At 68.2% G+C, this 21,872-nt stretch carries 21 protein-coding genes and 1 pseudogene; 13 read left to right on the top strand and 9 right to left on the bottom strand.

Annotated features, from left to right (window positions below):
- Positions 1 to 88: 88 nt before the first annotated feature.
- The 4 genes from GEM_RS16510 to GEM_RS16495 all read left to right on the top strand — a co-directional run bounded on the left by GEM_RS16510 (position 89) and on the right by GEM_RS16495 (position 3,474).
- Positions 89 to 991: an alpha/beta hydrolase gene (locus GEM_RS16510; protein ID WP_014898496.1), complete on the top strand. Its 903-nt coding sequence runs from the start codon at positions 89 to 91 to the stop codon at positions 989 to 991.
- A gap of 70 nt (positions 992 to 1,061) precedes the next feature.
- Positions 1,062 to 1,961 carry a LysR family transcriptional regulator gene (locus tag GEM_RS16505; protein WP_014898495.1) on the top strand — a complete coding sequence of 300 codons (900 nt, stop codon included), beginning with the start codon at positions 1,062 to 1,064 and terminating at the stop codon, positions 1,959 to 1,961.
- A gap of 96 nt (positions 1,962 to 2,057) precedes the next feature.
- Positions 2,058 to 2,384 carry a carboxymuconolactone decarboxylase family protein gene (locus GEM_RS16500; RefSeq protein WP_014898494.1) on the top strand — a complete coding sequence of 109 codons (327 nt, stop codon included), beginning with the start codon at positions 2,058 to 2,060 and terminating at the stop codon, positions 2,382 to 2,384.
- Between the two features lie 82 nt (positions 2,385 to 2,466).
- Positions 2,467 to 3,474: an aldo/keto reductase gene (locus tag GEM_RS16495; RefSeq protein WP_014898493.1), complete on the top strand. Its 1,008-nt coding sequence runs from the start codon at positions 2,467 to 2,469 to the stop codon at positions 3,472 to 3,474.
- A 192-nt stretch (positions 3,475 to 3,666) separates the two neighbouring features.
- On the opposite strand, the gene GEM_RS32520 is transcribed toward GEM_RS16495, so the two are convergent.
- Both GEM_RS32520 and GEM_RS16485 read right to left on the bottom strand, forming a co-directional pair.
- Positions 3,667 to 3,897, bottom strand: a complete 231-nt coding sequence (locus GEM_RS32520; protein ID WP_014898492.1) for a hypothetical protein — start codon at positions 3,895 to 3,897, stop codon at positions 3,667 to 3,669.
- Between the two features lie 280 nt (positions 3,898 to 4,177).
- Entirely contained in the window at positions 4,178 to 5,083 is a 906-nt protein-coding gene (locus tag GEM_RS16485) for a hypothetical protein (RefSeq protein ID WP_014898491.1), read from the bottom strand.
- Positions 5,084 to 5,161: 78 nt separating this feature from the next.
- On the opposite strand from GEM_RS16485, the gene GEM_RS16480 reads away from it, so the two are divergent.
- Positions 5,162 to 5,500: a helix-turn-helix domain-containing protein gene (locus tag GEM_RS16480; RefSeq protein ID WP_041490713.1), complete on the top strand. Its 339-nt coding sequence runs from the start codon at positions 5,162 to 5,164 to the stop codon at positions 5,498 to 5,500.
- 640 nt (positions 5,501 to 6,140) lie between these two features.
- Positions 6,141 to 8,072, top strand: a complete 1,932-nt coding sequence (locus GEM_RS16475) for a Xaa-Pro dipeptidyl-peptidase (RefSeq protein WP_014898489.1) — start codon at positions 6,141 to 6,143, stop codon at positions 8,070 to 8,072.
- A 94-nt stretch (positions 8,073 to 8,166) separates the two neighbouring features.
- On the opposite strand, the pseudogene GEM_RS16470 reads toward GEM_RS16475, so the two are convergent.
- Positions 8,167 to 8,766 (bottom strand): annotated as a pseudogene (locus GEM_RS16470) (amino acid:proton symporter); the annotation flags it as partial.
- Positions 8,767 to 8,805: 39 nt separating this feature from the next.
- Positions 8,806 to 9,735, bottom strand: coding sequence for a 2-hydroxyacid dehydrogenase (locus GEM_RS16465; protein ID WP_014898487.1), 930 nt, complete (start codon positions 9,733 to 9,735; stop codon positions 8,806 to 8,808).
- Between the two features lie 167 nt (positions 9,736 to 9,902).
- Here GEM_RS16465 and osmF point away from each other — a divergent pair, with 167 nt between their 5' ends.
- From osmF to GEM_RS16435, 6 genes are all read left to right on the top strand, one after another.
- Positions 9,903 to 10,826 carry an ABC transporter substrate-binding protein gene (gene osmF / locus GEM_RS16460; RefSeq protein ID WP_014898486.1) on the top strand — a complete coding sequence of 308 codons (924 nt, stop codon included), beginning with the start codon at positions 9,903 to 9,905 and terminating at the stop codon, positions 10,824 to 10,826.
- Positions 10,823 to 12,001: an ABC transporter permease gene (locus GEM_RS16455; RefSeq protein ID WP_014898485.1), complete on the top strand. Its 1,179-nt coding sequence runs from the start codon at positions 10,823 to 10,825 to the stop codon at positions 11,999 to 12,001. Before osmF ends, GEM_RS16455 begins: the two co-directional genes overlap by 4 nt.
- Positions 11,998 to 12,942, top strand: a complete 945-nt coding sequence (locus tag GEM_RS16450) for an ABC transporter ATP-binding protein (RefSeq protein ID WP_014898484.1) — start codon at positions 11,998 to 12,000, stop codon at positions 12,940 to 12,942. Before GEM_RS16455 ends, GEM_RS16450 begins: the two co-directional genes overlap by 4 nt.
- The gene (locus tag GEM_RS16445) at positions 12,939 to 13,706 is read left to right on the top strand and encodes an ABC transporter permease (protein WP_014898483.1); all 768 of its coding nucleotides are present in this window, start codon (positions 12,939 to 12,941) and stop codon (positions 13,704 to 13,706) included. Before GEM_RS16450 ends, GEM_RS16445 begins: the two co-directional genes overlap by 4 nt.
- A 247-nt stretch (positions 13,707 to 13,953) precedes the next feature.
- Complete coding sequence (locus GEM_RS16440) at positions 13,954 to 14,619, top strand: lytic transglycosylase domain-containing protein (RefSeq protein ID WP_014898482.1); 666 nt, start codon at positions 13,954 to 13,956, stop codon at positions 14,617 to 14,619.
- Positions 14,620 to 14,661: 42 nt separating this feature from the next.
- A complete protein-coding gene (locus GEM_RS16435) occupies positions 14,662 to 15,048 on the top strand; it encodes a lysozyme inhibitor LprI family protein (RefSeq protein ID WP_041490712.1) in 387 nt (128 codons plus the stop codon).
- 25 nt (positions 15,049 to 15,073) lie between these two features.
- On the opposite strand, the gene GEM_RS16430 is transcribed toward GEM_RS16435, so the two are convergent.
- Positions 15,074 to 15,949: a LysR family transcriptional regulator gene (locus tag GEM_RS16430; protein WP_014898480.1), complete on the bottom strand. Its 876-nt coding sequence runs from the start codon at positions 15,947 to 15,949 to the stop codon at positions 15,074 to 15,076.
- A gap of 170 nt (positions 15,950 to 16,119) precedes the next feature.
- On the opposite strand from GEM_RS16430, the gene GEM_RS16425 reads away from it, so the two are divergent.
- The gene (locus GEM_RS16425) at positions 16,120 to 17,232 is read left to right on the top strand and encodes an alkene reductase (RefSeq protein WP_014898479.1); all 1,113 of its coding nucleotides are present in this window, start codon (positions 16,120 to 16,122) and stop codon (positions 17,230 to 17,232) included.
- Between the two features lie 246 nt (positions 17,233 to 17,478).
- Here GEM_RS16425 and GEM_RS16420 read toward each other — a convergent pair whose 3' ends face one another.
- From GEM_RS16420 to GEM_RS16405, 4 genes are read right to left on the bottom strand one after another with little or no spacing between them, the layout of a single operon-like run.
- Entirely contained in the window at positions 17,479 to 17,919 is a 441-nt protein-coding gene (locus GEM_RS16420) for a dihydroneopterin aldolase (RefSeq protein WP_006489139.1), read from the bottom strand.
- The gene (locus GEM_RS16415) at positions 17,916 to 18,545 is read right to left on the bottom strand and encodes a sarcosine oxidase subunit gamma (RefSeq protein WP_014898478.1); all 630 of its coding nucleotides are present in this window, start codon (positions 18,543 to 18,545) and stop codon (positions 17,916 to 17,918) included. Before GEM_RS16415 ends, GEM_RS16420 begins: the two co-directional genes overlap by 4 nt.
- Complete coding sequence (locus tag GEM_RS16410) at positions 18,535 to 21,546, bottom strand: sarcosine oxidase subunit alpha family protein (RefSeq protein ID WP_014898477.1); 3,012 nt, start codon at positions 21,544 to 21,546, stop codon at positions 18,535 to 18,537. Before GEM_RS16410 ends, GEM_RS16415 begins: the two co-directional genes overlap by 11 nt.
- On the bottom strand, positions 21,543 to 21,857 hold the full coding sequence (locus GEM_RS16405) for a sarcosine oxidase subunit delta (RefSeq protein WP_014898476.1): 315 nt from the start codon (positions 21,855 to 21,857) through the stop codon (positions 21,543 to 21,545). The genes GEM_RS16410 and GEM_RS16405 overlap by 4 nt, the downstream gene beginning before the upstream one ends.
- Positions 21,858 to 21,872: the final 15 nt, after the last annotated feature.

Here is a 21,872-nt window from a genome sequence, read left to right as displayed (position 1 = left end):
TTTGGCTGAAAGGCGCGGTTGCTAGAGTCTCCAAACAGGGTTTTCCCGATGCCCGACTGCCGAACGGAAACGACCCATGCGAGGCTCCATGAACCTGGTACGCGCGTTCTGGCTACTTCTGCTGCTCGCTGTCGCGGGCCCGGCCCTCGCCTTTCAGGCGCGGGTCGTCGCGATCCCGAGCGCGGCGATGAACGAGACGCTCAAGGCGACCGTCGTGCTGCCGGACGACTACGCGCGCCTGCACCACGGCCCTGAACGCGGCGTCGAACGCTTTCCGGTCGTCTACCTGCTGCACGGCTCGGGCGGCGACCACACCGACTGGACCGCGAACACGCGGATCGCCGCGCTGGCCGATCGCTATCACGTGATCCTCGTGATGCCCGACGGCGGACACGAAAGCTGGTACATCGACAGCCCGTTCGACTCCGGCAGCCGTTACGAAACCTTCGTCGGCGACGAAGTCGTGTCCTATGTCGACATGCACTTCAGGACGATCGCGGCCAAGGGCGCACGCGCGATCACCGGGCTCAGCATGGGCGGCTTCGGCGCGCTGCGCATCGCGCTCGACCGGCCCGACACGTTCGGCGCGGTCGGCAGCATCAGCGGCGCGGTCGATCCGCGCTGCTGCGAGGACGAGCCGGGCATCGCCCACGTGTTCGGCGACCCCGGCCGCCATCCGTCGTTCTGGAATCGCAGCGCGATCGTCGCAAGCGCGCGCGCGTTCGTCCGCGCGCATCTCGACATGACGATCGACTGCGGCCGCGACGACTCGTTCGTCGGCTCGAACCGCACGCTGCACGAACGGCTCGTCGCGCTCGGCGTGCCGCACGACTATGCGGAGCGGCCGGGCGGCCATACGTGGGACTACTGGGCGCATGCGATCCGCTACCAGATGCAGTTCTTCGCGACGTCGTTCCAGCACGGCGGCTACGCGTACGATCCCCACACCCGCATCGCGAGCCATGCGGCCGGCGTGACGCAGGCCGGCTGACGCACGCCGCGTCGCCACGAAGCCCGGGGGTACGGTACGATGCGCAGGCATCGACCACCCGACTTCCGCCATGCCGCGCGACAACTTCGCGGACCTGCTCGCCTTCATCGCCGTCGCGCGCGAGCGCAGTTTCACGCGCGCAGCCGCCCGGCTCGGCGTGTCGCAGTCCGCACTCAGCCATACGATCCGCTCGCTCGAGACCCGCCTCGGCGTGCGGCTGCTCACGCGCACGACGCGCAGCGTGGCGCCGACCGAAGCCGGCGAGCGCTTGCTGCATAACCTCGCGCCGCGCTTCGACGAGATCGAGGCCGAATTGTCGGCGCTCGCCGAACTGCGCGACAAGCCGGCCGGCACCGTGCGCATCAACGCGACCGACTACGTGATCCGCACGCTGCTGTGGCCGAAGCTGTCGCCGATACTGCGCGACTACCGCGACCTGAAGGTCGAGTTCGTGACCGACTACGGGCTGTCCGACATCGTCGCGGAACGCTTCGACATCGGCGTGCGACTCGGCGACCAGGTCGCGAAGGACATGATCGCGGTACGCATCTCGCCCGACCTGAAAATGGCGATCGTCGGCGCGCCCGTGTATTTCGCGGAGCGTGCGCGGCCCGCGACGCCGCAGGATCTCGTCACGCACGACTGCATCAACCTGCGCCTGCCGACGCACGGCGCGCTGTATGCGTGGGAACTCGCGCGCGGCGACGCTGCGCTGCAGGTGCGCGTCGACGGCCAGGTCACGTTCAACGGCACCTATGAAATGCTCGACGCGGCGCTCGCCGGCTACGGCCTCGCGTACGTGCCGGCCGAACTCGCCGCGCCGCACGTCGCCGCCGGCCGCCTCGTCAGCGTGCTCGACGACTGGTGCCCGACCTTCCCGGGCCATCACCTGTACTACGCGAGCCGGCGGCAGTCGTCGCGCGCGTTCGCGCTGATCGTCGACGCACTGCGCCACTCCGGCCATTCATGAACCGGATCGATAAGTGCATGCGAATTCCTGGGGATTATCGATAAGCGCATCGGTGGCTACCATCGTCGGCATCTTCAATGTCACCCGGAGCCATCGATGTCCGAACCGACTTCCGCCGCGCGCCAGGCCTTCGGTGCGATCGCACCCGCCCTCGCCGACTACACCGACAACGTGCTGTTCGGCGACGTATGGCAGCGCCCCGGCCTGTCGCCGCGCGACCGCAGCCTGATCACGGTTGCGAGCCTCGTGTCGCTGTATCGCGTGAACGAACTGCCGTTCCACCTGAAGAAAGCGCTCGACAATGGCATCACGCGCGACGAGCTGATCGAAGCAATCACCCACCTCGCGTTCTATTCGGGCTGGCCGACCGCCAGCTCGGCGCTGCCGATCGCGAAACGTATCTTCGACGAAGCGGGCGTGTGAGCGGCACGCTCGTTCGGCACGTTCGCCGGTTCACTCAACCGACTTCAACCGACGCGGGTGCTCACCCGCAGGGAGCCTCTACATGGATTACCGCTATCTCGGACGCAGCGCGCTGAAAGTGTCGCCGTTGTGTCTCGGCGCGATGATGTTCGGCGGCGAAACCGACGAAGCGACGTCGGCGCGCATCATCGACAAGGCGCTCGACCAGGGCATCAACTTCATCGATACGGCCGACGTATATCACGCCGGACGCTCGGAGGAAATCGTCGGCCGTGCAATCGCGCGGCAGCGCGACAGCTGGGTCGTCGCGACGAAGTTCGGCTTTCCGGCCGGACCGGACGCGGGGCCGAACCGGCAAGGCCAGTCGCGCAAATGGATCGTCGAATCGGTCAATGCCAGCCTGAAGCGGCTCGGCACCGATTACATCGACATCCTCTATTTTCATCGCTCGCTGACCGACGCGCCGCTCGACGAAGGGATGCGCGCGGTGGCCGACCTGATCCGGCAAGGCAAGGTGCGCTACGTCGGGCTGTCGAACTTCAAGGGCTGGCGCATCGCCGAGATCGTGCGCCTGGCCGACCAGCTCGGCATCGACCGGCCGGTTGCGAGCGAACCGCTGTACAACCTCGTCGATCGCACGGCCGAAGTCGAACAGCTGCCGGCGGCCGCGCATTACGGCATCGGCGTCGTGCCGTACAGCCCGCTCGCACGCGGCGTGCTGACCGGCAAATATGCGCTGGGCGGGCAGCCGCCCGCCGATTCGCGTGCCGGCCGCGGCGACCGGCGCATCCAGCAGACGGAATGGCGCCCCGAGTCGCTGCATATCGCGCAGCAGGTGGCCGCACATGCGGCCGCGCGCGGCACGACCTCGGTCGCGTTCGCACTCGCGTGGGTGATGAAGAATCGCGTCGTCAGCTCGACGATCGCGGGGCCGCGCACCGAAGCGCACTGGGACAGCTACATCGATGCGCTGACGCTCGAGCTCGGTCCCGACGACGAGCGCTTCGTCGATTCGCTGGTGCCGCCCGGACATGCGTCGACGCACGGTTATACCGATCCCGGCTATCCGGTCGAAGGGCGCATGGTTTGATGTCCGGATGCTGAAGCGCGATGCACGCTGCCCGCCGTCATGATCCGACGATTGCGATGGCGGGCGGGTGGAGGCGGAACGACTGACAGGCCGGACGGCATCGTCCGGCAAGCTGGCGCGCCGAGCGTCGAGCGACGCGGCGAACAACGAAAACGAAAAACGGCGGCGGAGGCGAAAGCCGGCGCCGCGAACTCAGTTGCCGCCCGCCGCGTCGGCGCTCACCACACGATCGAAGCATTCCTGCGCGCGCGCCAGTTCGTCGAGCGCGCGATCGAGGCGCGACATCGCGCGTGCATATTCGGCCGACGAGATGTCGTCGTCGCTTTCGCCGCGCACGGCGCGAAACGCCTGATCGACGTTGCGCGTCGCTTCGACGAAGCGTTGCGCGGCCCGGGCTTCCCGCGAACAGATGTGGGTCGACATCGACACTTCCCCCTCAGGGTTGCTGTGTGAAGCAAGCCGACGCTCAGTGTGCGTGGTGCGCATGTCGGCGGCATGAACGATTGCCAACTGCCTGTCGATACATCGGCCACCGCGCGGCGCGCTTCCTGGCGATTGTCGCTCCGCATTCGCCGATCCGCTACGACGAGATTGCAACAAATTCTTGCGCGCGCCGATACGGCAGCCGCACCGGCGCGTGTCGTTGCACGCGCATTCAGCGTCCCGGTTGTGTGTCACGCGCCGCACCTCGGCGGCGCGAACCTCATGCGCGCCCGATGCGCGGATGCGCGAGACCGCCAAACGCGGCCGCTTCGGCCGGCGACAGGTCGAACAGATCGCCGGTGGGCTCGCGCGGATGCTCGGCCGCGGGCCGGCTGCGCAACCGCGCGACATGCGCGGGCGCGACATAGGCGGCCGCCGTTTCGATCGGCGGCACGTCGAACAGGTCGCGCGTGACACCGCGCACGGCATCCGTCGGCGACATGCCGCGCAGGCGCGCGACCAGTTCGACGAAGCGATCGAAATCGCCGGCGCGCGTGGCCTTGTTCACGTCGGCGAGATCGCGCGCCTTCAGCACGCACGGCTGCGCGAGCCGCACGAAATACGGCGCTTCGAGTTCGACCGACAACGCGAGCGGATAGCTCTTGCCGGTTTGTTCTTTCGCCCGCCCGATGCAGTCGACCACGGCCGCGCCCTGCGCGACGCCGAGCGGCTTGCCCGTGCTCACGCTGCGCAGGTGATCGGGGAACACGCGCAATTGCGTGCCGACCGTCAGCGCGGTGGACGATGCGCATACGAGTGCGTAGTGCTGTTCGCGACGCCGGCCCGACGGCAGCGTCGAGCGGCTCGCGATGAACGTGTGCGGCGGCAGCGGCCGCACCTGACCGCTTGCGTCGACCCATGCATTCCACAGCAGCGCGTCCTCACGCTTGCGTTCGCCCGGCCGCGTACGCGACGCGACCGGCGAAAACAGCGCGAGCAACGAGCCCGTGCGATGCGCGGCGACTTGCGCGCTGCTGCCGAGCGGCTGGTTGATGCCCCACAGAAAACGCCCGCCCCCAAGCCGGCGCTCCCATTCCTTGCGGAGCACGACGGTCGGCAGTTCCTCGCCGGACTCGGTACCGATCTTCGTCCAGCAGAACGTGGGAGGGAGGTGTTTCAGTGTCATCAACTTTCTCGGGATACAGCCTCGCTGGTGACAGCAAGCCCATTCAACAACCGTAACTGTATAGGTATAATGCATCGCATGGAAGCCCCGGACCACGATTTTCCTGTACAAGACCTGTTACGCCGTCTGATGGCGGACACGCGCTCGTCCAGTGAAATCGCGCGCCTTTCCGGGGTCAGCCAGCCGACCGTGTCGCGCCTGCGGCTGTCTAACGGGCATCGGCTGCGGCGCAGCGCGCCATTCAACAAGCTATGCAGTTTCTACGGCGTCGATACCCGCCCGGCACGCCGCCGCTACAACGATCTGCTGCGCGACGCGATCGTCGACGCATGGGACGGCTCCGACGAGCACGGGCGCGCGCTGCTGGTCGTGATTCAGGGTTTGAAGGATCTGCAGGCGAAGGCCGACGACGGATGACGGCCGCGCCGGCGTTCGGGGATGGGAGACAGTACGACGCGAGCGGGCGGTGACGAACACGTTTCGTCACCGCCCGCTTTGCATTGGGCGATGCGACATGAAGCCTTGACCTGCGCGTCGCCGAACACGCGCAATGCCATCGCGGCGCACGTCCCGCACGCCCCGCACCGGCGACTCGATAAAACTTTATTTAGTCACAGCTAAAAAAGTTTGACACGGCGTTTTCACTGAGATAACGTTTGCGCAAGCTTCCGGAAAGCAAACGCGAACCGGCAAGCCACCACGACGCGCGGCGCGGCAGAAACCGCCGATCCGTTTCATTCCGTCGCCGCACGCGCGTCGTGTCGTGTTTTTCGCAGCGCAGCACCGCAGCTCGCAACATCCCCGCCTCATCGAATCAGGTCGTTCCGTTGCATCCGGAAGGACGTCAGACATGCACGAATTTGATTCGTACTCCTGCGTTCATGACGGCGTTGCGCCGCATCGCGCGCGTCGACACCGGCCGTTACACCCGGGCGTTTCGCCCGGCGCTTTCCCGATGCTGCAGTTTCGTCTTCGTCGGACGTAGCAATCGGCCCGGCCCGCAGGGGGCGTATCGCGGACCGGTCGTACCCACACAATCAAAAGAACGAGGTCGGCAATGCAATTTCATCTCAGAGGATCCCGGCGCGCATGGCTTCCCGCGCTCGTGGCAGCCGCGACGCTCGCCGCATGCGGCGGTGACGATGGCGGCAGCGTGGCGGGCGTGTCCGCGCTCGCGCAAGGTCAAGGTCAACAGGGACAGGACGACAACGCGCAAGGACGCGTGTCGCCGTCCGGCGTCCCGTACGCGAATCCGGCCAGCGGCGGACGCTATCAGCCGGTGATCAGCAACGGCCAGGTACAGCCGTCGTTGTCGGGCGGCACGATCGAGGAAAACGCGTGGGTCGACACGCAGGTCGATTCCGACGGCGACGGCAAACGCGATCGCATTCACGTGCGGATCGTGCGCCCGTCCGAAACCGCGAACGGCGCGCGCACGCCCGTCATCGTGCTCGCAAGCCCGTACTACGCGGGCCTCGCCGACAGCCCGGATCACAACGTCGACGTCGAACTCGACGGCACGCCGCATCCCGCGGCGGCGGCATCCGCCACCGTATCCACGCGCATCATGGCCGCGGCGCCGCAACCGAGGATGCTGCAGCAACTCGAAGCGGCCGCTGCCGGCCGCTCATGGATCGAAGGCTACTTCGTGCAGCGCGGCTTCACGATCGTCTATGCGGATTCGCTCGGCACCGCCGGTTCCGACGGCTGCCCGACGATCCTCACGCGCGACGAATCCGTCGCGATGGCGTCGGTGATCCGCTGGCTCGGCCGCGACGCGACCGCGCAGGATGCGACCGGCAAGCCGGTGGTCGCGAACTGGTCGACGGGCCACGTCGGCATGTACGGCGTGTCGTACGACGGCACGCTGCCGAAGATGGTCGCGAGCCTGCGCACGCGCGGGCTCGACGCGATCGTGCCGATCGCCGGGCTGTCGAACATGTACGGCTACTACCGCTCGGGCGGCCTGGTGCGCGCGCCGGAGGGCTATCAGGGCGAGGACGTCGATGTCTATATCAAGGCGCTGCTGACGAACGCGCATCCGGAGCGCTGCACGCACCTGATCGACGAAGCGTTGCAGCAGGAGGACCGCACGACGGGCGACTATTCGTCGTTCTGGGCCGCGCGCGACATTCCGACCGCGCACGCGGTCGCGCCGGCCCTCGTCGCGCAGGGGCTGACCGACGACAACGTCCGCACCGACCAGTCGACGTCGTGGTATCTCGCGATGCGGCGCCAGGGCGTGCCGACCCAGCTGTGGCTGCATCGCCTGAAGCACACCGACCCGACCCGCGTGCCGGCGATGGGTGCTGCATGGACCGCGGAGGTGAACCGCTGGTTCACGCGCTACCTGATCGGCTTCGACAACGGCGTCGAACGCGATCCGCGCGCGGTGATCGAGCAGGCCGACGGCACGCTGCTGAAGGAAGCGGACTGGGCCGCCCGCCAGGTCACGCCGGTCGTGTATTTCGCGGGCGGCGACGGCGCGGGCACCGGCACGCTGCTGCGGACGCCGGGTGGCGGCCCGCTCGCGCGCTTCACCGACGATGCACGGATTCCCGCGCTCACGCTGGCCAACACGCCGACCGGTGCAAACCGCAGTCGCTTCGAGACCGCCCCGTTCACGGCCGCGACGCGCCTGTCCGGCACCGCGATCGCGCGCGTGCGGCTGACCTTCACCGGCGTGGCGAACGTGACGGCGCTGCTCGTCGATCGCGCACCGGACGGCACGGCAACGATCGTCACGCGTGCCTGGACCGACCCGCGCAACCGGGTGTCGGACTGGCTGTCGGCACCCGTGCTGCCGGGCATGCCGTATGACCTGAAGCTGACGTTCATGCCGCGCGACTACAAGCTCGAAGCCGGTCACACGCTCGGCCTCGTCGTGCTGTCGAGCGACAGCGAGGCGACGCTGCGGCCGACCCCGGGCACGGGGCTCGCGCTCGATCCGGCAGGCACGTCGGTCACGGTGCCGCTGGTTTCGTCCTGACCCGGACTGCGCAACCGCGCGCGGTTGTCCGAGTGATGCGCGTGTGGTGGTGAACGACCGCACGCGCACTACACCGCGTCGCCGCCCCCGAGCGTCAGCCGGCGTGCGTCACGGGCAAGGGCGTGTCGTCCTCCGCCGAACCCGCCCGCTGCACCGTCGCGTATTCACGCAGATAAGTCGTGCGCCGCCCGCTGGCGACACCCCGGCGATAGAACGCCAGCGCCACGATCACCACCGCGAACAAGTCCCATCCGTCCGGGATGATCCCGTACCCGCCGAACGCCTGCTCGCCGCACAGCGACAGCAGCGCCATCACCGGCAGGTAGGCCAGCAGCCACCACGCCGAGCGCAACTCCGCGCGGAAGTCGGCCCACCCGCTCTTCGACTGGTAATACAGGTAGATCGGCAGCGCCGCGACGATCAGCAGGATGATTTGCCCCGTCAACGGCCAGCATGCCCAGTACAGCACCAGCGACGCACAGACGAACGCGAACGGCGCGACGATCGGCATGCCCGCGATCCGCAGCGGGCGCGGCAGATCGGCCGCGTGCGTGCGCAGCGCCATCACGCTGACCGGCCCGGTCAGAAACGAGATGACCGTCGCGACCGAAATCACGGCGGCCAGCGTGCCCCAGCCGCGGAAGAAGAACATGAACACGAACGACACGCCGAGGTTGAACCACATCGCCGCGCGCCTTTCACACCCGACGCACGCGCCGCCCCCGGCCGCCGCTCACACCGGTGTCAGCACCGGCTCCCCGGCGAAATGCCGCGCGGCATTGTCGAGGAACTGCTGCACCGAACGATCGAGCGCCTCCGGCGACCAGCCACCCATGTGCGGCGTCAACACGACGTTGTCGAGCGCGGTCAGCGCGCGCGGCGGCTCCGGCTCGCCTTCATACACGTCAAGCGCCGCGCCCGCGATGCGCCGTTCGCGCAACGCGTCCGCCAACGCAGCGGTATCGACAACGCTGCCGCGCGACACGTTGACGAGAAACCCGCCGGGGCCGAGCGCATCGAGCACCGTGCGGTCGATCAGGTGGCGCGTGCCCGCGCCGCCCGGCGTCGCGACGATCAGGAAATCGGCCCAGTGCGCGAGCGCGTCGACGCGCTCGAAATAGCGATACGGAACATCCTTCGCAGCACGGTTGTGATAACCCGTCTCGATGTCGAAGCCAGCCGCGCGACGCGCGCATTTCTCGCCGATCTTGCCGAGCCCGACGATGCCGAGCTTCTTGCCCGATACATTCGGCGGCATCTGCAGCGCGTCGCGCCACACGCCAGCGCGGGTCTTGGCATCGAGTTGCACGACGTTGCGCACCGCCGCCAGCAGCAGCGCGAACGCGTGATCGGCAACGCAATCGTCGTTGGTGCCCGCGCCCGTGACGACGGTGATGCCGCGCGCCTGCGCATGTGCGACGTCGATGTGCTCGTAGCCGGCGCCGAGCGCGCTGACGAACGTGAGCTGCGGAAGGTGATCGATCTCGGCAGCGGTGAGGCCCGTGCTGCCGTTGGTCAGCACCGCGCGAATCGTGCGGCCGTGTTCGGCGATCGCGCGCACACGCTCCTCGGCAGTCGGCGCATAGTGCACGTCGTATGACGCGGCGATCTGGTGGTGCGCGTCGCCGCGCAGCGCGATAAGGACCAGCAACTCAGGCTTCATGTCAGCAATTGTCCGCAGGCGAGAATGCGTTCCAGTGTAACAACGGTGCGTGATGCGTGCGGGTTACCCCCACGCATGCTGTGGACGTGCCGCCGCGCGCGGTTTGCCAAAGCCGACTCAGTCAAGTAACTTTCGGCGTACGTCCCCGTTCTGGAGATTGTCCCCTGATGAAGCTCGCCCTGCCCGCCCGGATCCTGGGCCTCGCGCTCGCCGCCGTCGTCGTCGCCCCCGGCGCGCACGCCGACACGCCCGTCGTGGTGTCGTCGAAGATCGACACCGAAGGCAACCTGCTCGGCAACGTCATCGCGCAGGTGCTGAAGGCCCACGGCATCCCCGTCACTGAAAAGATCGCGCTCGGCACGACACCGATCGTGCGCAAGGCGCTCACGAGCGGCGAGATCGACATCTACCCCGAATACACGGGCAACGCCGCGTTCTTCTTCAACAAGGCCGACGATCCCGTTTGGAAGAACGCGAGCCAGGGCTACGACACCGCGAAGAAGCTCGACTACGCGGCGAACCATCTCGTCTGGCTCGCGCCCGCGCCCGCGAACAACACGTGGGGCGTCGCCGTGCTCGCGCCCGTCGCGCAAGCGCAACACCTGAAGACCTTCTCCGATTTCGGCAAGTGGGTCGCGGGCGGCGGCAAGCTGAAGCTCGCGGCGTCGGCCGAATTCGTGAACAGCGCCTCCGCGCTGCCGTCGTTCGAGAAGGCGTACGGCTTCAAGCTGAAACCCGAGCAACTCGTCGTGCTGTCGGGCGGCGACACGGCCGCGACGATCAAGGCCGCCGCGAACCAGACCGACGGCGTGAACGCGGCGATGGTGTACGGCACCGACGGCGGCATCGCATCGAGCGGCCTGGCCGTGCTCGACGACGACAAGCACGTGCAGCCCGTCTATGCGCCGACGCCGGTGATTCGCGAAGCCGTGCTGAAAGCGCATCCGCAAATCGCCGACTATCTGAAGCCGGTGTTCGCGAGCCTCGACCTGAAGACGCTGCAGACGCTGAACGCGCGCATCCAGATCAACGGCGAGCCGGCGGCCGGCGTGGCAACGAGCTACCTGAAGTCGAAGGGCTTCGTTAAATGACGGGTCGCGCGGCGGCGTCCGCGCGGCGCATGACGCTCGACAAGGTCGGCATCCTGATCGGCATACTGACGATCGTTGCGGTGTTCGGCCTGCCGTTCATGGTGCTGCGGCCGAACCGCATCGCGGCCGGCACCGGGCTGTCGGTGTTCGCCGCGCTGCCCGCCGCGCAGGGGGCCGCGCTCGCCGCGCTATGGATCGTCGGCGCGCTGTGGGCGATGACGGCGAGCCGCCCCGCCTGGCGGCTCGCGGCCGGCTGTGCATGGCTCGCGACGCTGGCCTATGCGGTCGGCGCGGCCGCGACGCACGTCGTCGCGCCCGACGACATGCTCGCGCGCGTGTCGCCCGCGGCGGGCATCTGGCTGCTGTTGTTCGCGTGGGCTGTGCTCGTCGCGGACGCGCTTGCGCGGCTCGCATTCGGCCCGTGGCGACGCCTCGTCGCGCTCGTCGTCGCTATCGCAGCGATTTCGATGCCGCTCGCCGGCGGCTGGTGGGACGGCCTCTCCGTGATGCGCGAATACGCGGTGCGCAGCGACGACTTCTGGCGCGAAGCGATCCGGCACGTGTCGCTCGCGGGCGGCTCGGTCGCGGCCGCGCTCGTTGCCGGCCTGCCGCTCGGCATCGCGTGCGCGCGGGTCGCGCCGGTGCGAACCGTCGTGATGCCGGTGCTCAATATCGTGCAGACGATCCCGAGCATCGCGATGTACGGGCTGATGATGGCGCCGCTCGGCCTGCTCGCCGCGCACGTGCCGCTCGCGGCCGCGCTCGGCATCCGCGGCATTGGCGTCGCGCCGGCCGTGCTTGCGCTGTTCCTGTATTCGCTGCTGCCGATCGCGTCGAGCGTCGTGGTCGGGCTCGCGCAGGTGCCGCCGCACGTGACCGAGGCGGCCCGTGCGATGGGCATGACGCGCGCGCAGCGGCTGCTGCGCGTCGACCTCGTGCTCGCGCTCCCGGTGATCCTGAGCGGCGTGCGCATCGTGCTCGTGCAGAACATCGGCCTGACCGCGGTCGCCGCGCTGATCGGCGGCGGCGGGTTCGGCACCTTCATCTTCCAGGGGATCGGGCAATCGGCCGCCGATCTCGTGCTGCTCGGCGCGATCCCGACGATCGCGCTCGCGCTGGCGGCCGCCGTCGTGTTCGAAGCCGCGACCTCGCTCGCGAAGGGGCCTGCAGCATGATCGAGATCGAACGCATCGGCAAACGCTTCGGCGACATCGCCGCCGTCGACGACGTCTCGCTGACGATGCAGCAAGGCACGATCACCGCGCTCGTCGGCGCATCGGGCAGCGGCAAGTCGACCTTGCTGCGGATGATCAACCGGCTGATCGCGCCGACCAGCGGCACGATCCGCATCGACGGCGTCGACACCGCGAGCGTGCCGCCCGAGCAGCTGCGGCGGCGCATCGGCTACGTGATCCAGGGGCACGGCCTGTTTCCGCACTGGAGCGTCGCACGCAATATCGCGACCGTGCCGCGCCTGCTCGGCTGGCCGGCCGCGCGCATCGACGCGCGCGTGCGCGAACTGCTGGAACTGTTTCATCTCGCACCGTCCGAATTCGCGGACAAGCTGCCGCACGAACTGTCGGGCGGCCAGCAGCAGCGTGTCGGCGTCGCGCGCGCGCTCGCGGCCGAGCCCGCGATGCTGCTGATGGACGAGCCGTTCGGCGCGCTCGATCCGATCATCCGCAACAAGGCGCAGGACGATCTGTACGCGCTGCAGCGCCGCCTCGGCATCACGGTCGTGATCGTCACGCACGATATCGAGGAAGCACTGAAGCTCGGCGACACGATCGCGGTGATGGATGGCGGCCGGCTGCTGCAGGTCGCGTCCCCTGCCGAGATTCTCGGCAAGCCGGCGGCGGGCGTCGTAGAGCAGCTCGTCGCAGGCGTCGACCGGCCGCTGCGGCTGCTCGCGCTGACGCCGATCGACGCGGTGGCCGAGCCCGGCCATGCCGACGGCGAACCAATCGCGGCGACGCGCACGCTGCGCGACGCGGTGTCGGAGCTGCTGTGGCGCGGCGCGGATGCGCTGCCGGTCGACGACGGCAACGGGCGCGGGCGCGGGCCGCGCCGCATCACGCTCGACGCGATCCGCGCGCACGCGAGGAAGCCCGCATGACGAAGCGGCCCGCGCGTTCGACCCGGTCGCGGCGGCTGCCCGCGTATGCGGCGCGCACCGCCGCGCTCGCGCTGCTGCTGGTCTTGCTGCTGCGTCCCGCATGGCTGCAGGACGTGTTCGCGCCATTCGCGGACAACGGCGCGCCGGTCATCTACGATCGCGCGAGCCTGCTCGATCTCACGCTCGCGCACCTCGGCACCGTTGCGCTGTCGAGCCTGATCGGCACGCTGGTCGCGGTCGCGGCCGGCATCGCGGTCACGCGGCCGGCCGGCGCGGATTTCCTGCCGGTCGCGCGCAGCGTCGTCGACATCGGCCAGACCTTTCCGCCCGTCGCGGTGCTCGCGCTGGCGGTGCCGGCCGTCGGCTTCGGGCTGAAGCCCGTGCTGATCGCGCTCGTGCTGTACGGTCTCCTGCCGATTTTCGAGAGCACCATCGCGGGGCTCGAGGACGTGCCGCGCGACGTCGTCGAAGCCGCGCGCGGGATGGGGATGAGCGGCTGGCAGCAACTGGTGTCGGTCGAACTGCCGCTCGCGTTGCCGGTGATCGTGAATGGCATCCGGCTCGCGGTCGTGATCAATCTCGGCACCGCGACGATCGGTTCGACGGTAGCCGCGCGCGGGCTCGGCGACGTGATCATCGCGGGCCTGCAGACGTCGAACACCGCGTTCGTGCTGCAGGGCGGCGTGATCGTCGGGCTGCTCGCGGTGCTGGTCAGCGATGCGATCGGCGCGCTTGCGCGGGTGGCGAGCGCGCGGCGCGTGTAGGCCCACCGGGCGACGGCGCGGATCATCTCCTGCCGCGGCGCCATGCATGAAAAAGGGGGGAACGCGAGGAACAATCCGGCCGGGTTCATCCGGACTCCGATGCGTGCTCATGCAACGATCCGGCACCGGCTGCGATCGAACGGCGCATCGACACAAGCCTACACCGCGCTTTCACTCGAGCCTGCGCTCGAACGCACGCGGCGATTGGCCGATATACTATGCGCCTCCCCATACCCCGCACTCCACCATGCGACGACGGTTTTTCTGGCTGATCGTGCTTTCGCTCGGCATTGCGCAACAGGCATCGGCGCAGCAAGCGCCCGCGCTGCCTGCATCCGCGCCCGAAGCGATCGCATCCGCGCCGAGCGAGGCGTCCGCACCGCTCGCGAACGATCAGCCGAACGAAGCAAACCGTCGCATCACGTCCTACCTGACGAAGAAATTCGGCGTCGCGAAAGAGCGGGCCGCGAAGCTCGCCGATATCGTGAGCATCACTGCCACGAAATATTCGCTGCCTCCGGCACTCGTTTACGCCATTATCTCGATCGAATCGCGCTTCCAGGAAAAGGCCCGCGGCCAGCATGGCGCGACCGGGCTGATGCAGGTCGTGCCGGCCGCACACCGCGGCATGCTGCGCGACGTGAAGGATCTGACCGAGCCGAATGCGAACGTCGAGGCCGGTTCCAGGATCCTGTCGGGTTACGTGCGCGCGGCCGGCGGCAACGTGCAGGCCGGGCTGAGGAACTACGGCGGGTCGAATGCGTACGCGGCGAAGGTGATGCAGCGGGTCGACACGTTCCGCTTCGTGCTGGAACCCGACGACGACGCGCATGCCGTGAACGACGGGAAGGCGCACATGATGCCGGTCAGCGATCCGTCCCCGGCTCCGTCTGCAAACCGCAACACGAAGTAAGTGTTACCGGCCCCCCGCGACCGCTTTCGGACCGCCCCGCGCATGCGCCATGCTGCCGGCCTGCTCGCCGTCGCCGCACTGTCGGCCGGCCCTCTACCGGCATGCGCCGCCGTCGACTGCGAACAGCAGGGACCGACGATGGAAGCCGTGCGGCGCTGCGTGCTCGACGACCACCAACAGCAGGTCGACAACGCGTACCGGTCGCTCGAGCGCAAGCTCGCACAACGCAACCCCGACGCGGCGAGCCGGCTCGCGAAATCGCAGGCGAGCTGGGCCCGCTTCGCCGGCGATACCTGCGACTACGTGAAGGCCGCCAATCCGCAGCAGATGATGCCGGGCGACGCGTGGATGAACTGCTGGATCGACTTCAGCCAGGCGCGCGTGCGCATCCTGAAGAAGTGGGCAGCGCAGGCGGACGCGCCGCACTGAGCAGCGGCACGTCACACGCCGTCCATCACTCGCGCGCGAAATGCGCGCGCAGAAACTCGATGAAATGCTGCGTCTTCGCGGGCAGCAGGCGCGTTTCCGTCATCGCGTAGACCGGCACCGGCGCCCCCTCCCATTCGGGCAGCACGCGGCGCAGCCGGCCGGCGGCGAGGTCGTCGGCCACCACTTCCTCCGGCAACTGGATGATCCCCGCGTCGTTCACGGCCAGTTGCCGGTTCATGCCGACGCTGTTCACGACGAACCGGCCGCCCACCGGCACCTCGACCGCGCGCTCGCCGCGACGCAGCGTCCACGCGGTGAGGCGTTGCACGCTCAGGCACTGGTGCCGCGTCAGGTCGTCCGGTTCGAGCGGCTCGCCCGAGCGTTCGAGATAGCGTGGCGACGCATACAGGTAATTGCGGAACGTCGCGAGCCGCCGCGCGACGAGTTGCGAGTCCGCCGATTCGCCGATGCGGATCGCGACGTCGAACGGCTCGCTCACCAGGTCGACGCGGCGTGACGTCAGCTCGAAATCGAAGGTCAGCTTCGGGTAACGGTTCGCGAATTCGACGAGCAACGGCGTCAGGTAGATCACCGCGAAATCGACCGGAAACGACGCGCGCAACACGCCCGCGGGTTCGGCCAGCAGCCCGCCAAGCTGCTCGTGCGCGAGCCGCGCCTCGTCGACGATGCGCTTGCAGCGCTCGAAGTACAGCTGGCCGGCCTCCGTAAGCTCGATCCGGCGCGTCGTGCGATGCAGCAGCCGCAGCCCGATCGCCTTTTCCAGCGCGCCGATCCGCCGCGACAACGTCGAGTTCGGCATGCCCAGCGCCTGTGCGGCACTGCGAAAGCCGTGCGCCTTCACGACCTCCACGAACAGCGCCATGTCGTTCAGCAGTTCCATGCTGACTGCTCCATCATTGGATCAATGTGCTCCACGATACCCAGTTTATCTCGAAAAGGAAGCAATGGATGATGCCGATATGGACGCGAGGTCCGCGCACCGCGCACGGCCGCCGCCCGATCCGGCATCGCCCCGATGCCGGATCCCGAACTTCGACGAGGAAATCCGCGATGAAACAACTGTTCGTTCCCGCCCGCGCCGGCCAGGACACGCCGCAACTCTTCGCTCCGGTCCGTGTTGGCCGGTACACGCTGCACAACCGCCTCGTGATGGCGCCGATGACGCGCAGCCGTGCCGCGTTCGACGGCACGCCCGGCGCATGGACCGCCGAGTACTACGCGCAGCGCGCGGGCCTCGGCCTGATCGTCACCGAAGGCACACAGCCGTCGGACGACGGCCAGGGTTACCTGATGACGCCCGGCATCTACACCGATGCGCACGTCGCCGGCTGGAAGGCGATCAGCGACGCCGTGCATGCACGCGGCGGCCGGCTGTTCATCCAGCTGATGCACGTGGGACGCATGTCGCACCCCGACAACACGCCGCATCACCGCCAGGGCGTCGCGCCGTCGGCGATCGCGCCGGGCGTGCCGATGTTCACCGCGACGGGCATGCAGGACATCCCGGCGCCGCGCGCGCTGACGACGGCCGAGGTGCGCGACACGGTGAACGACTTCCGCGTCGCCGCGCGGCGCGCGATCGAAGCTGGCGCCGACGGCGTCGAGATTCACGGTGCGAACGGGTATCTGGTCCAGCAGTTCTTCGCGCCGAACGCCAATACGCGCACCGATGAATACGGCGGCTCGATCGAGAATCGTGCGCGTTTCGCGGTCGAAGTGGCCACCGCGATCACCGACGAGATCGGCGCGGATCGCACCGCCATCCGCCTGTCGCCCGGCACCACGCTGTGGGGGATCAACGAAGGTCCGGAAAGCGCCGACCTGTACCGCCATCTGGCGACGCAGCTCGACCCGCTCGGCCTCGCTTACCTGCACGTGATGCATCAGGGCGACGAGTCGCTACTCGCGGACCTCCGTGCAGGCTGGCGCGGTACGTTGATCCTGAACCGCCCGGGCCGCGCGCGCGACGCGATCGGCGCGGATGTGACGTCGGGCCTCGCCGACCTCGAAGCCTACGGCCAGATGGTGCTCGCCAATCCGGATTTCGTGACGCGGGTGAAGACTGGCGCACCGATGAACGACGCGCAGCGCGATACGTTCTTCGGCGGCGATGCGCGCGGGTATGTCGACTATCCGGCGTTGAGCGGCGCGGCCGCGGTGTGAGGTAGTCGCCTGGGGCAATCGCTGCGACATGATGGATCGGTGTCGTGGCGATTGCCGGCGAGCTGCGTGCCATCAGTCGAACGACTGAATGACGCATCGTTCTGATATTTCAGGAATACAGACGGCAATGGTTCGTGACCGGCCATCGTTCTGATATTTCAGGAACTGAAAGCAACACGGCGACGCATCCGCGCCGCCGCGTCGCGTTGACCGGATCGCCTCCCCTCCCGATCCGGCCCCGCCTGTTCACAGCTGCCCCGCCGCCCCCGTCCACCGCAGGTAATCGCCACGCGTCCAGTCGAGCGACACGCCGACACGCTTCGTGCCCGGCCGGATCTTCGGCTTGTACATCGACAGCGTCAGCGACTCCAGCGCGGGCCATTCGCGGAACGACAGCACCGCAAGATCGGCGACGAGCGTTTCGAGCAGCCGCGTATGCGGCTTGTGCGCCAGGAACGACGCGACGCGTGCGCAGTAGCCGTCGTAGTCGATCCACTCGCCCTGCTCGCTCGGTTCGCAGCGATACCCGAGCCGCGCATCGATCACGATCGGCTGCGGCGCCTCGTGTTCGTGCGCGTGGATGCCGATCCGCGCGGGCACCTTCAATTCGTCGACGAACACGCTCCAGCCGCGCCCGCGCAGGCGCGGCGCGTCGATCGCCACGAACGGTTCGTCGAACGGCTTCATGATGCGAGCGGCGCCGCGGCGTCGAGCATGATGCGCACGAAATAGTCGGCGAAGCTGCGACGCAGAACGATCTCGAACGTATCGTCGCCGGTGGGGATCAGCGTGATCGGCGACTTGAAGTAGTGCGACTGCGCGCATTGGCCCAGCTTGAGCACGCGCGGATGCAGGTCCAGCGGGCAGCCGCGCGCGATCACGTCACGCACGCGTTCGCCGCTGACCTCGACGACCGTGTAGCCGCTGCCGACGTCGACGGCCGCCGCATACGAACCCTGCACGGCCTCCGCGAGTTGCGCCTCGAGCACGCCCGCCTGCACCGGCCCGTTCGAGCGCACGAGCCACTCGTCGGGACCGAGCCACAGCACGTCGTACTCGGCACCGCGCGCCACCGTGTTCGGTGCCGACGGCGGCCGGCAGCCGACCACGCGCTCGAACGCGCTGACGAATGCCGGGTCGCTCAACTCGCCGCGCACGTTCACGAGATCGAGGAACGGCCGCTCGCGCAGCATGAACTTCTTCGATGCGCGCGCCTGGTGCGGCTTCAGCACATCGGCCGCACCGACGAACGGCGATTCAAGCGTCACGCCCGCACCCGCCACCGGCGTCTGGTTTCTCGTTTCATTCCACATGCTGGCGCACCCCTTCGGTATCGTAGAAAACCGGGCTCGAGATCTTCGCGGTGATGCGCTTGCCGTTGGCCAGCGGAATCACGACGCTCTCGCCCATCTTGTTCAGGCCGCCCTTCACCACCGCCAGCGCGATCGAGCGCTTGAGGATCGGGCTGTAATAACTCGACGTCACGTGGCCGATCATCGGCGTCGGATCGACCGCCGACACCTGCGTGTCCTTCGCGATGATCTGCGCGCCTTCCGGCAGCACGAACTGTTCGTCCTCGGTCAGCAGGCCGACGAACTGCTTGCGGCCCTCCTTCGCGGTATCCGAGCGCGTCAGCGAACGCTTGCCGAGGAAGTCCTTCGACTTCGCGACTACGCCGCCCATCCCGAGGTCGTACGGCGTGATCGAGCCGTCGGTGTCCTGGCCGACGATGATGTAGCCCTTCTCCGCGCGCAGCACGTGCATCGTCTCGGTGCCGTACGGCGTGATGTCGAACTCGGCACCCGCCGCCATCAGCGCTTCCCACACGGCGCGGCCCGCATTGGCCGGCACGTTCACTTCATAGGCGAGTTCGCCGGAGAAGCTGATCCGCATCACGCGCGCCTTCGCGCCCGCGACCGTGCCGTTCCGGTAGCTCATGAACGGGAACGCCTCGTTGCCGAAGTCGATGTCCTGGCACACCTTCTGCACGACCTTGCGGCTCTTCGGGCCGACCACCGCGAACGTCGCCCAGTGATCGGTGACGGACGCGAGCCGCACCTTCATGTCGGGCCATTCGGTCTGCAGCCAGCGCTCGAGCCACGTCAGCACGCGCGCCGCGCCGCCGGTGGTGGTCGTCATCATGAAATGCTGGTCGGCGAGGCGCACCGTCACGCCGTCGTCGAACACCATCCCGTTCTCGTCGAGCATCAGCCCGTAGCGGCACTTGCCGATTTCGAGCTTGTTCCACGGGTTCGTGTACATCCAGTTCAGCAGCTTCACCGCGTCCGGACCCTGGATGTCGATCTTGCCGAGCGTCGACGCGTCGAGGATGCCGACGCTGTTGCGCACCGCGAGGCATTCGCGCTTCACGGCCGCATGCAGGTCCTCGCCGTTCTTCGGGAAGTACCACGGCCGCTTCCAGTTGCCGACGTCTTCGAACATCGCGCCGTGCTCGACGTGCCATTCATGCACGGCCGTCTTGCGGATCGGGTCGAGGAAGTCGCCCGTCTCGCGGCCCGCGAACGTACCGAACGACACGGGCGTGTAGTTCGGGCGGAACGTCGTCGTGCCCGTTTCCGGAATCGTCTTGCCGAGCGCCTGCGCGAGGATCGCCATCCCGTTGATGTTGCCGAGCTTGCCCTGGTCGGTACCGAAGCCCATCGCCGTATAGCGCTTCACGTGCTCGACCGACTCGAAGCCTTCGCGCGCAGCCAGCAGGATGTCGGCGGCCGCCACGTCGTTCTGGAAGTCGACAAACTGCTTCGGCCCGCGTGCGGCGGCCTCGCGGCTGCCGACGAGCCACAACGGCTGCAGCGCGCCTTCGACGGTTTCCGCAACCTGCGGCGCGACGGGGCGCTGCGCGGCCGTGAAGCCTGCGGCCTTCGCCGCTTCGGCGCCCGCATCGACCGCGAGCCGCAGCGCACGGGCGAGACCGAACTCGCCCGCGGCCGCACCGATGCTCGCCTCGGCCTGGACGGGCTTGCCCGGCAGGAAGCACGCCTTCTCGTCGTTCCAGCACGCCTTGCCGCCCGACTGCGCGAACAGGTGCAGCACCGGGCTGAAGCCGCCCGACATCGCGACGAGGTCGCACGGCAGCGACTGCAGCTTGCCGCCGGTCTGGCCGTTCGAGTAGGACGCGACGTCGACCGACGATACGCGCCACTTGCCCGAAGCGGCCGTCACGACCGCACCGCTCATCACCGTCACGCCCTGCCGCTTCGCGGCCGCGGGCAGCGCACCGTTCGACGATGCGCGCGAATCGACGATCGTCACCTTCGCGCCGCATGCCTTCAGGTCGAGCGCGGTCTGGTACGCACGGTCGTTGTTCGTGAACACGACCACGTTGCGGCCCGGCAGCACGCCGTAGCGATGCACGTAGGTGGACACCGCGCCGGCGAGCATCACGCCCGGCAGGTCGTTGTTGCCGAACACGATCGGACGCTCGTGTGCGCCGGTCGCAAGGATCACGCGCTTCGCGCGGACCTTCCACAGCAGCTCGCGGGTGCCCTTGCGCATCGACACCGGCTGGTGATCGGTCAGGCGCTGCGTGACCGTCACGAGGTTGTGGTCCTGGTAGCCGAACGCGGTGCTGCGCGACAGGATCGTCACGTCGGGCAGCTTGCGCAGTTCGGCCTCGATCTTCTCGACCCACTGCAGCGCCGGCTTCGCGTCGATCTCGGCGCGGCACGACAGCAGGCTGCCGCCGAGTTCGCGCTGGTCGTCGACGAGGATCACACGTGCACCGGCCGTTGCGGCCGCATGCGCGGCGGCGAGGCCCGACGGGCCACCGCCGACCACGAGCACGTCGCAGTGCGCGTAGCATTTGTCGTAGCGATCGGCGTCGAGCACCTCGGGCGCCTTGCCGAGGCCGGCGGCCTCGCGGATCTTCTCTTCGTACTTCGGCCACATGTTGCGCGGCCACATGAAGGTCTTGTAGTAGAACCCGGCCGGCATGAAGCGCGAGAACTTCTGGTTGATCGCGTACTTGTCGTTCTCGAGCGACGGCTCGGCGTTCACGCTCGTCGCGACGAGGCCCTGGTACAGCTCGATTTCGGTCGCACGCGCGTTCGGCACCGTGTACGGGCCGGACTCGAGCTGCACGACGGCATTCGGTTCCGCGACGTCCGCCGTCACGATCCCGCGCGGACGGTGGTACTTGAAGCTGCGCGCGACGAAGTGCACGCCGTTCGCGAGCAGCGCGGACGCGAGCGTGTCGCCCTGGAAGCCCTGATACGTGCGGCCGTTGAACGTGAACGTCAGCGGAATCGCGCGATTGATGCGGCCACCGGTGCCGAGGCGGTCTTTCTGGCTCATTTGCTCGTGCCCTCTTCGTGTGCGTTGCCGGCAGCTGCGCCACTGATGGCAGCCCCGCCGAACTTTTCGTAACCCTTGATATCGTAGGTCACCGTGTCGCGCGTGACCTTGAACCAGCGGCGGCAGCCCTGCGTGTGCAGCCACTGCTCGCGGTGCAGCCCGCGCTTGTTCTCGCGCATGAACACGTATTCGCCCCATTCGCGGTCGGTCATGTTCTCGCTGGCAACCGGGCGCGCGATGTCGGCTTCACCGCCGCACGTGAACTCGGATTCGGCGCGCGGCCCGCACCACGGACATTCGATCAGCAACATGTTTCTTTCTCCAAT

Source organism: Burkholderia cepacia GG4 (assembly GCF_000292915.1).
Lineage (GTDB): Bacteria > Pseudomonadota > Gammaproteobacteria > Burkholderiales > Burkholderiaceae > Burkholderia > Burkholderia cepacia_D.
This window is presented reverse-complemented; position numbering and strand designations above follow the sequence as displayed.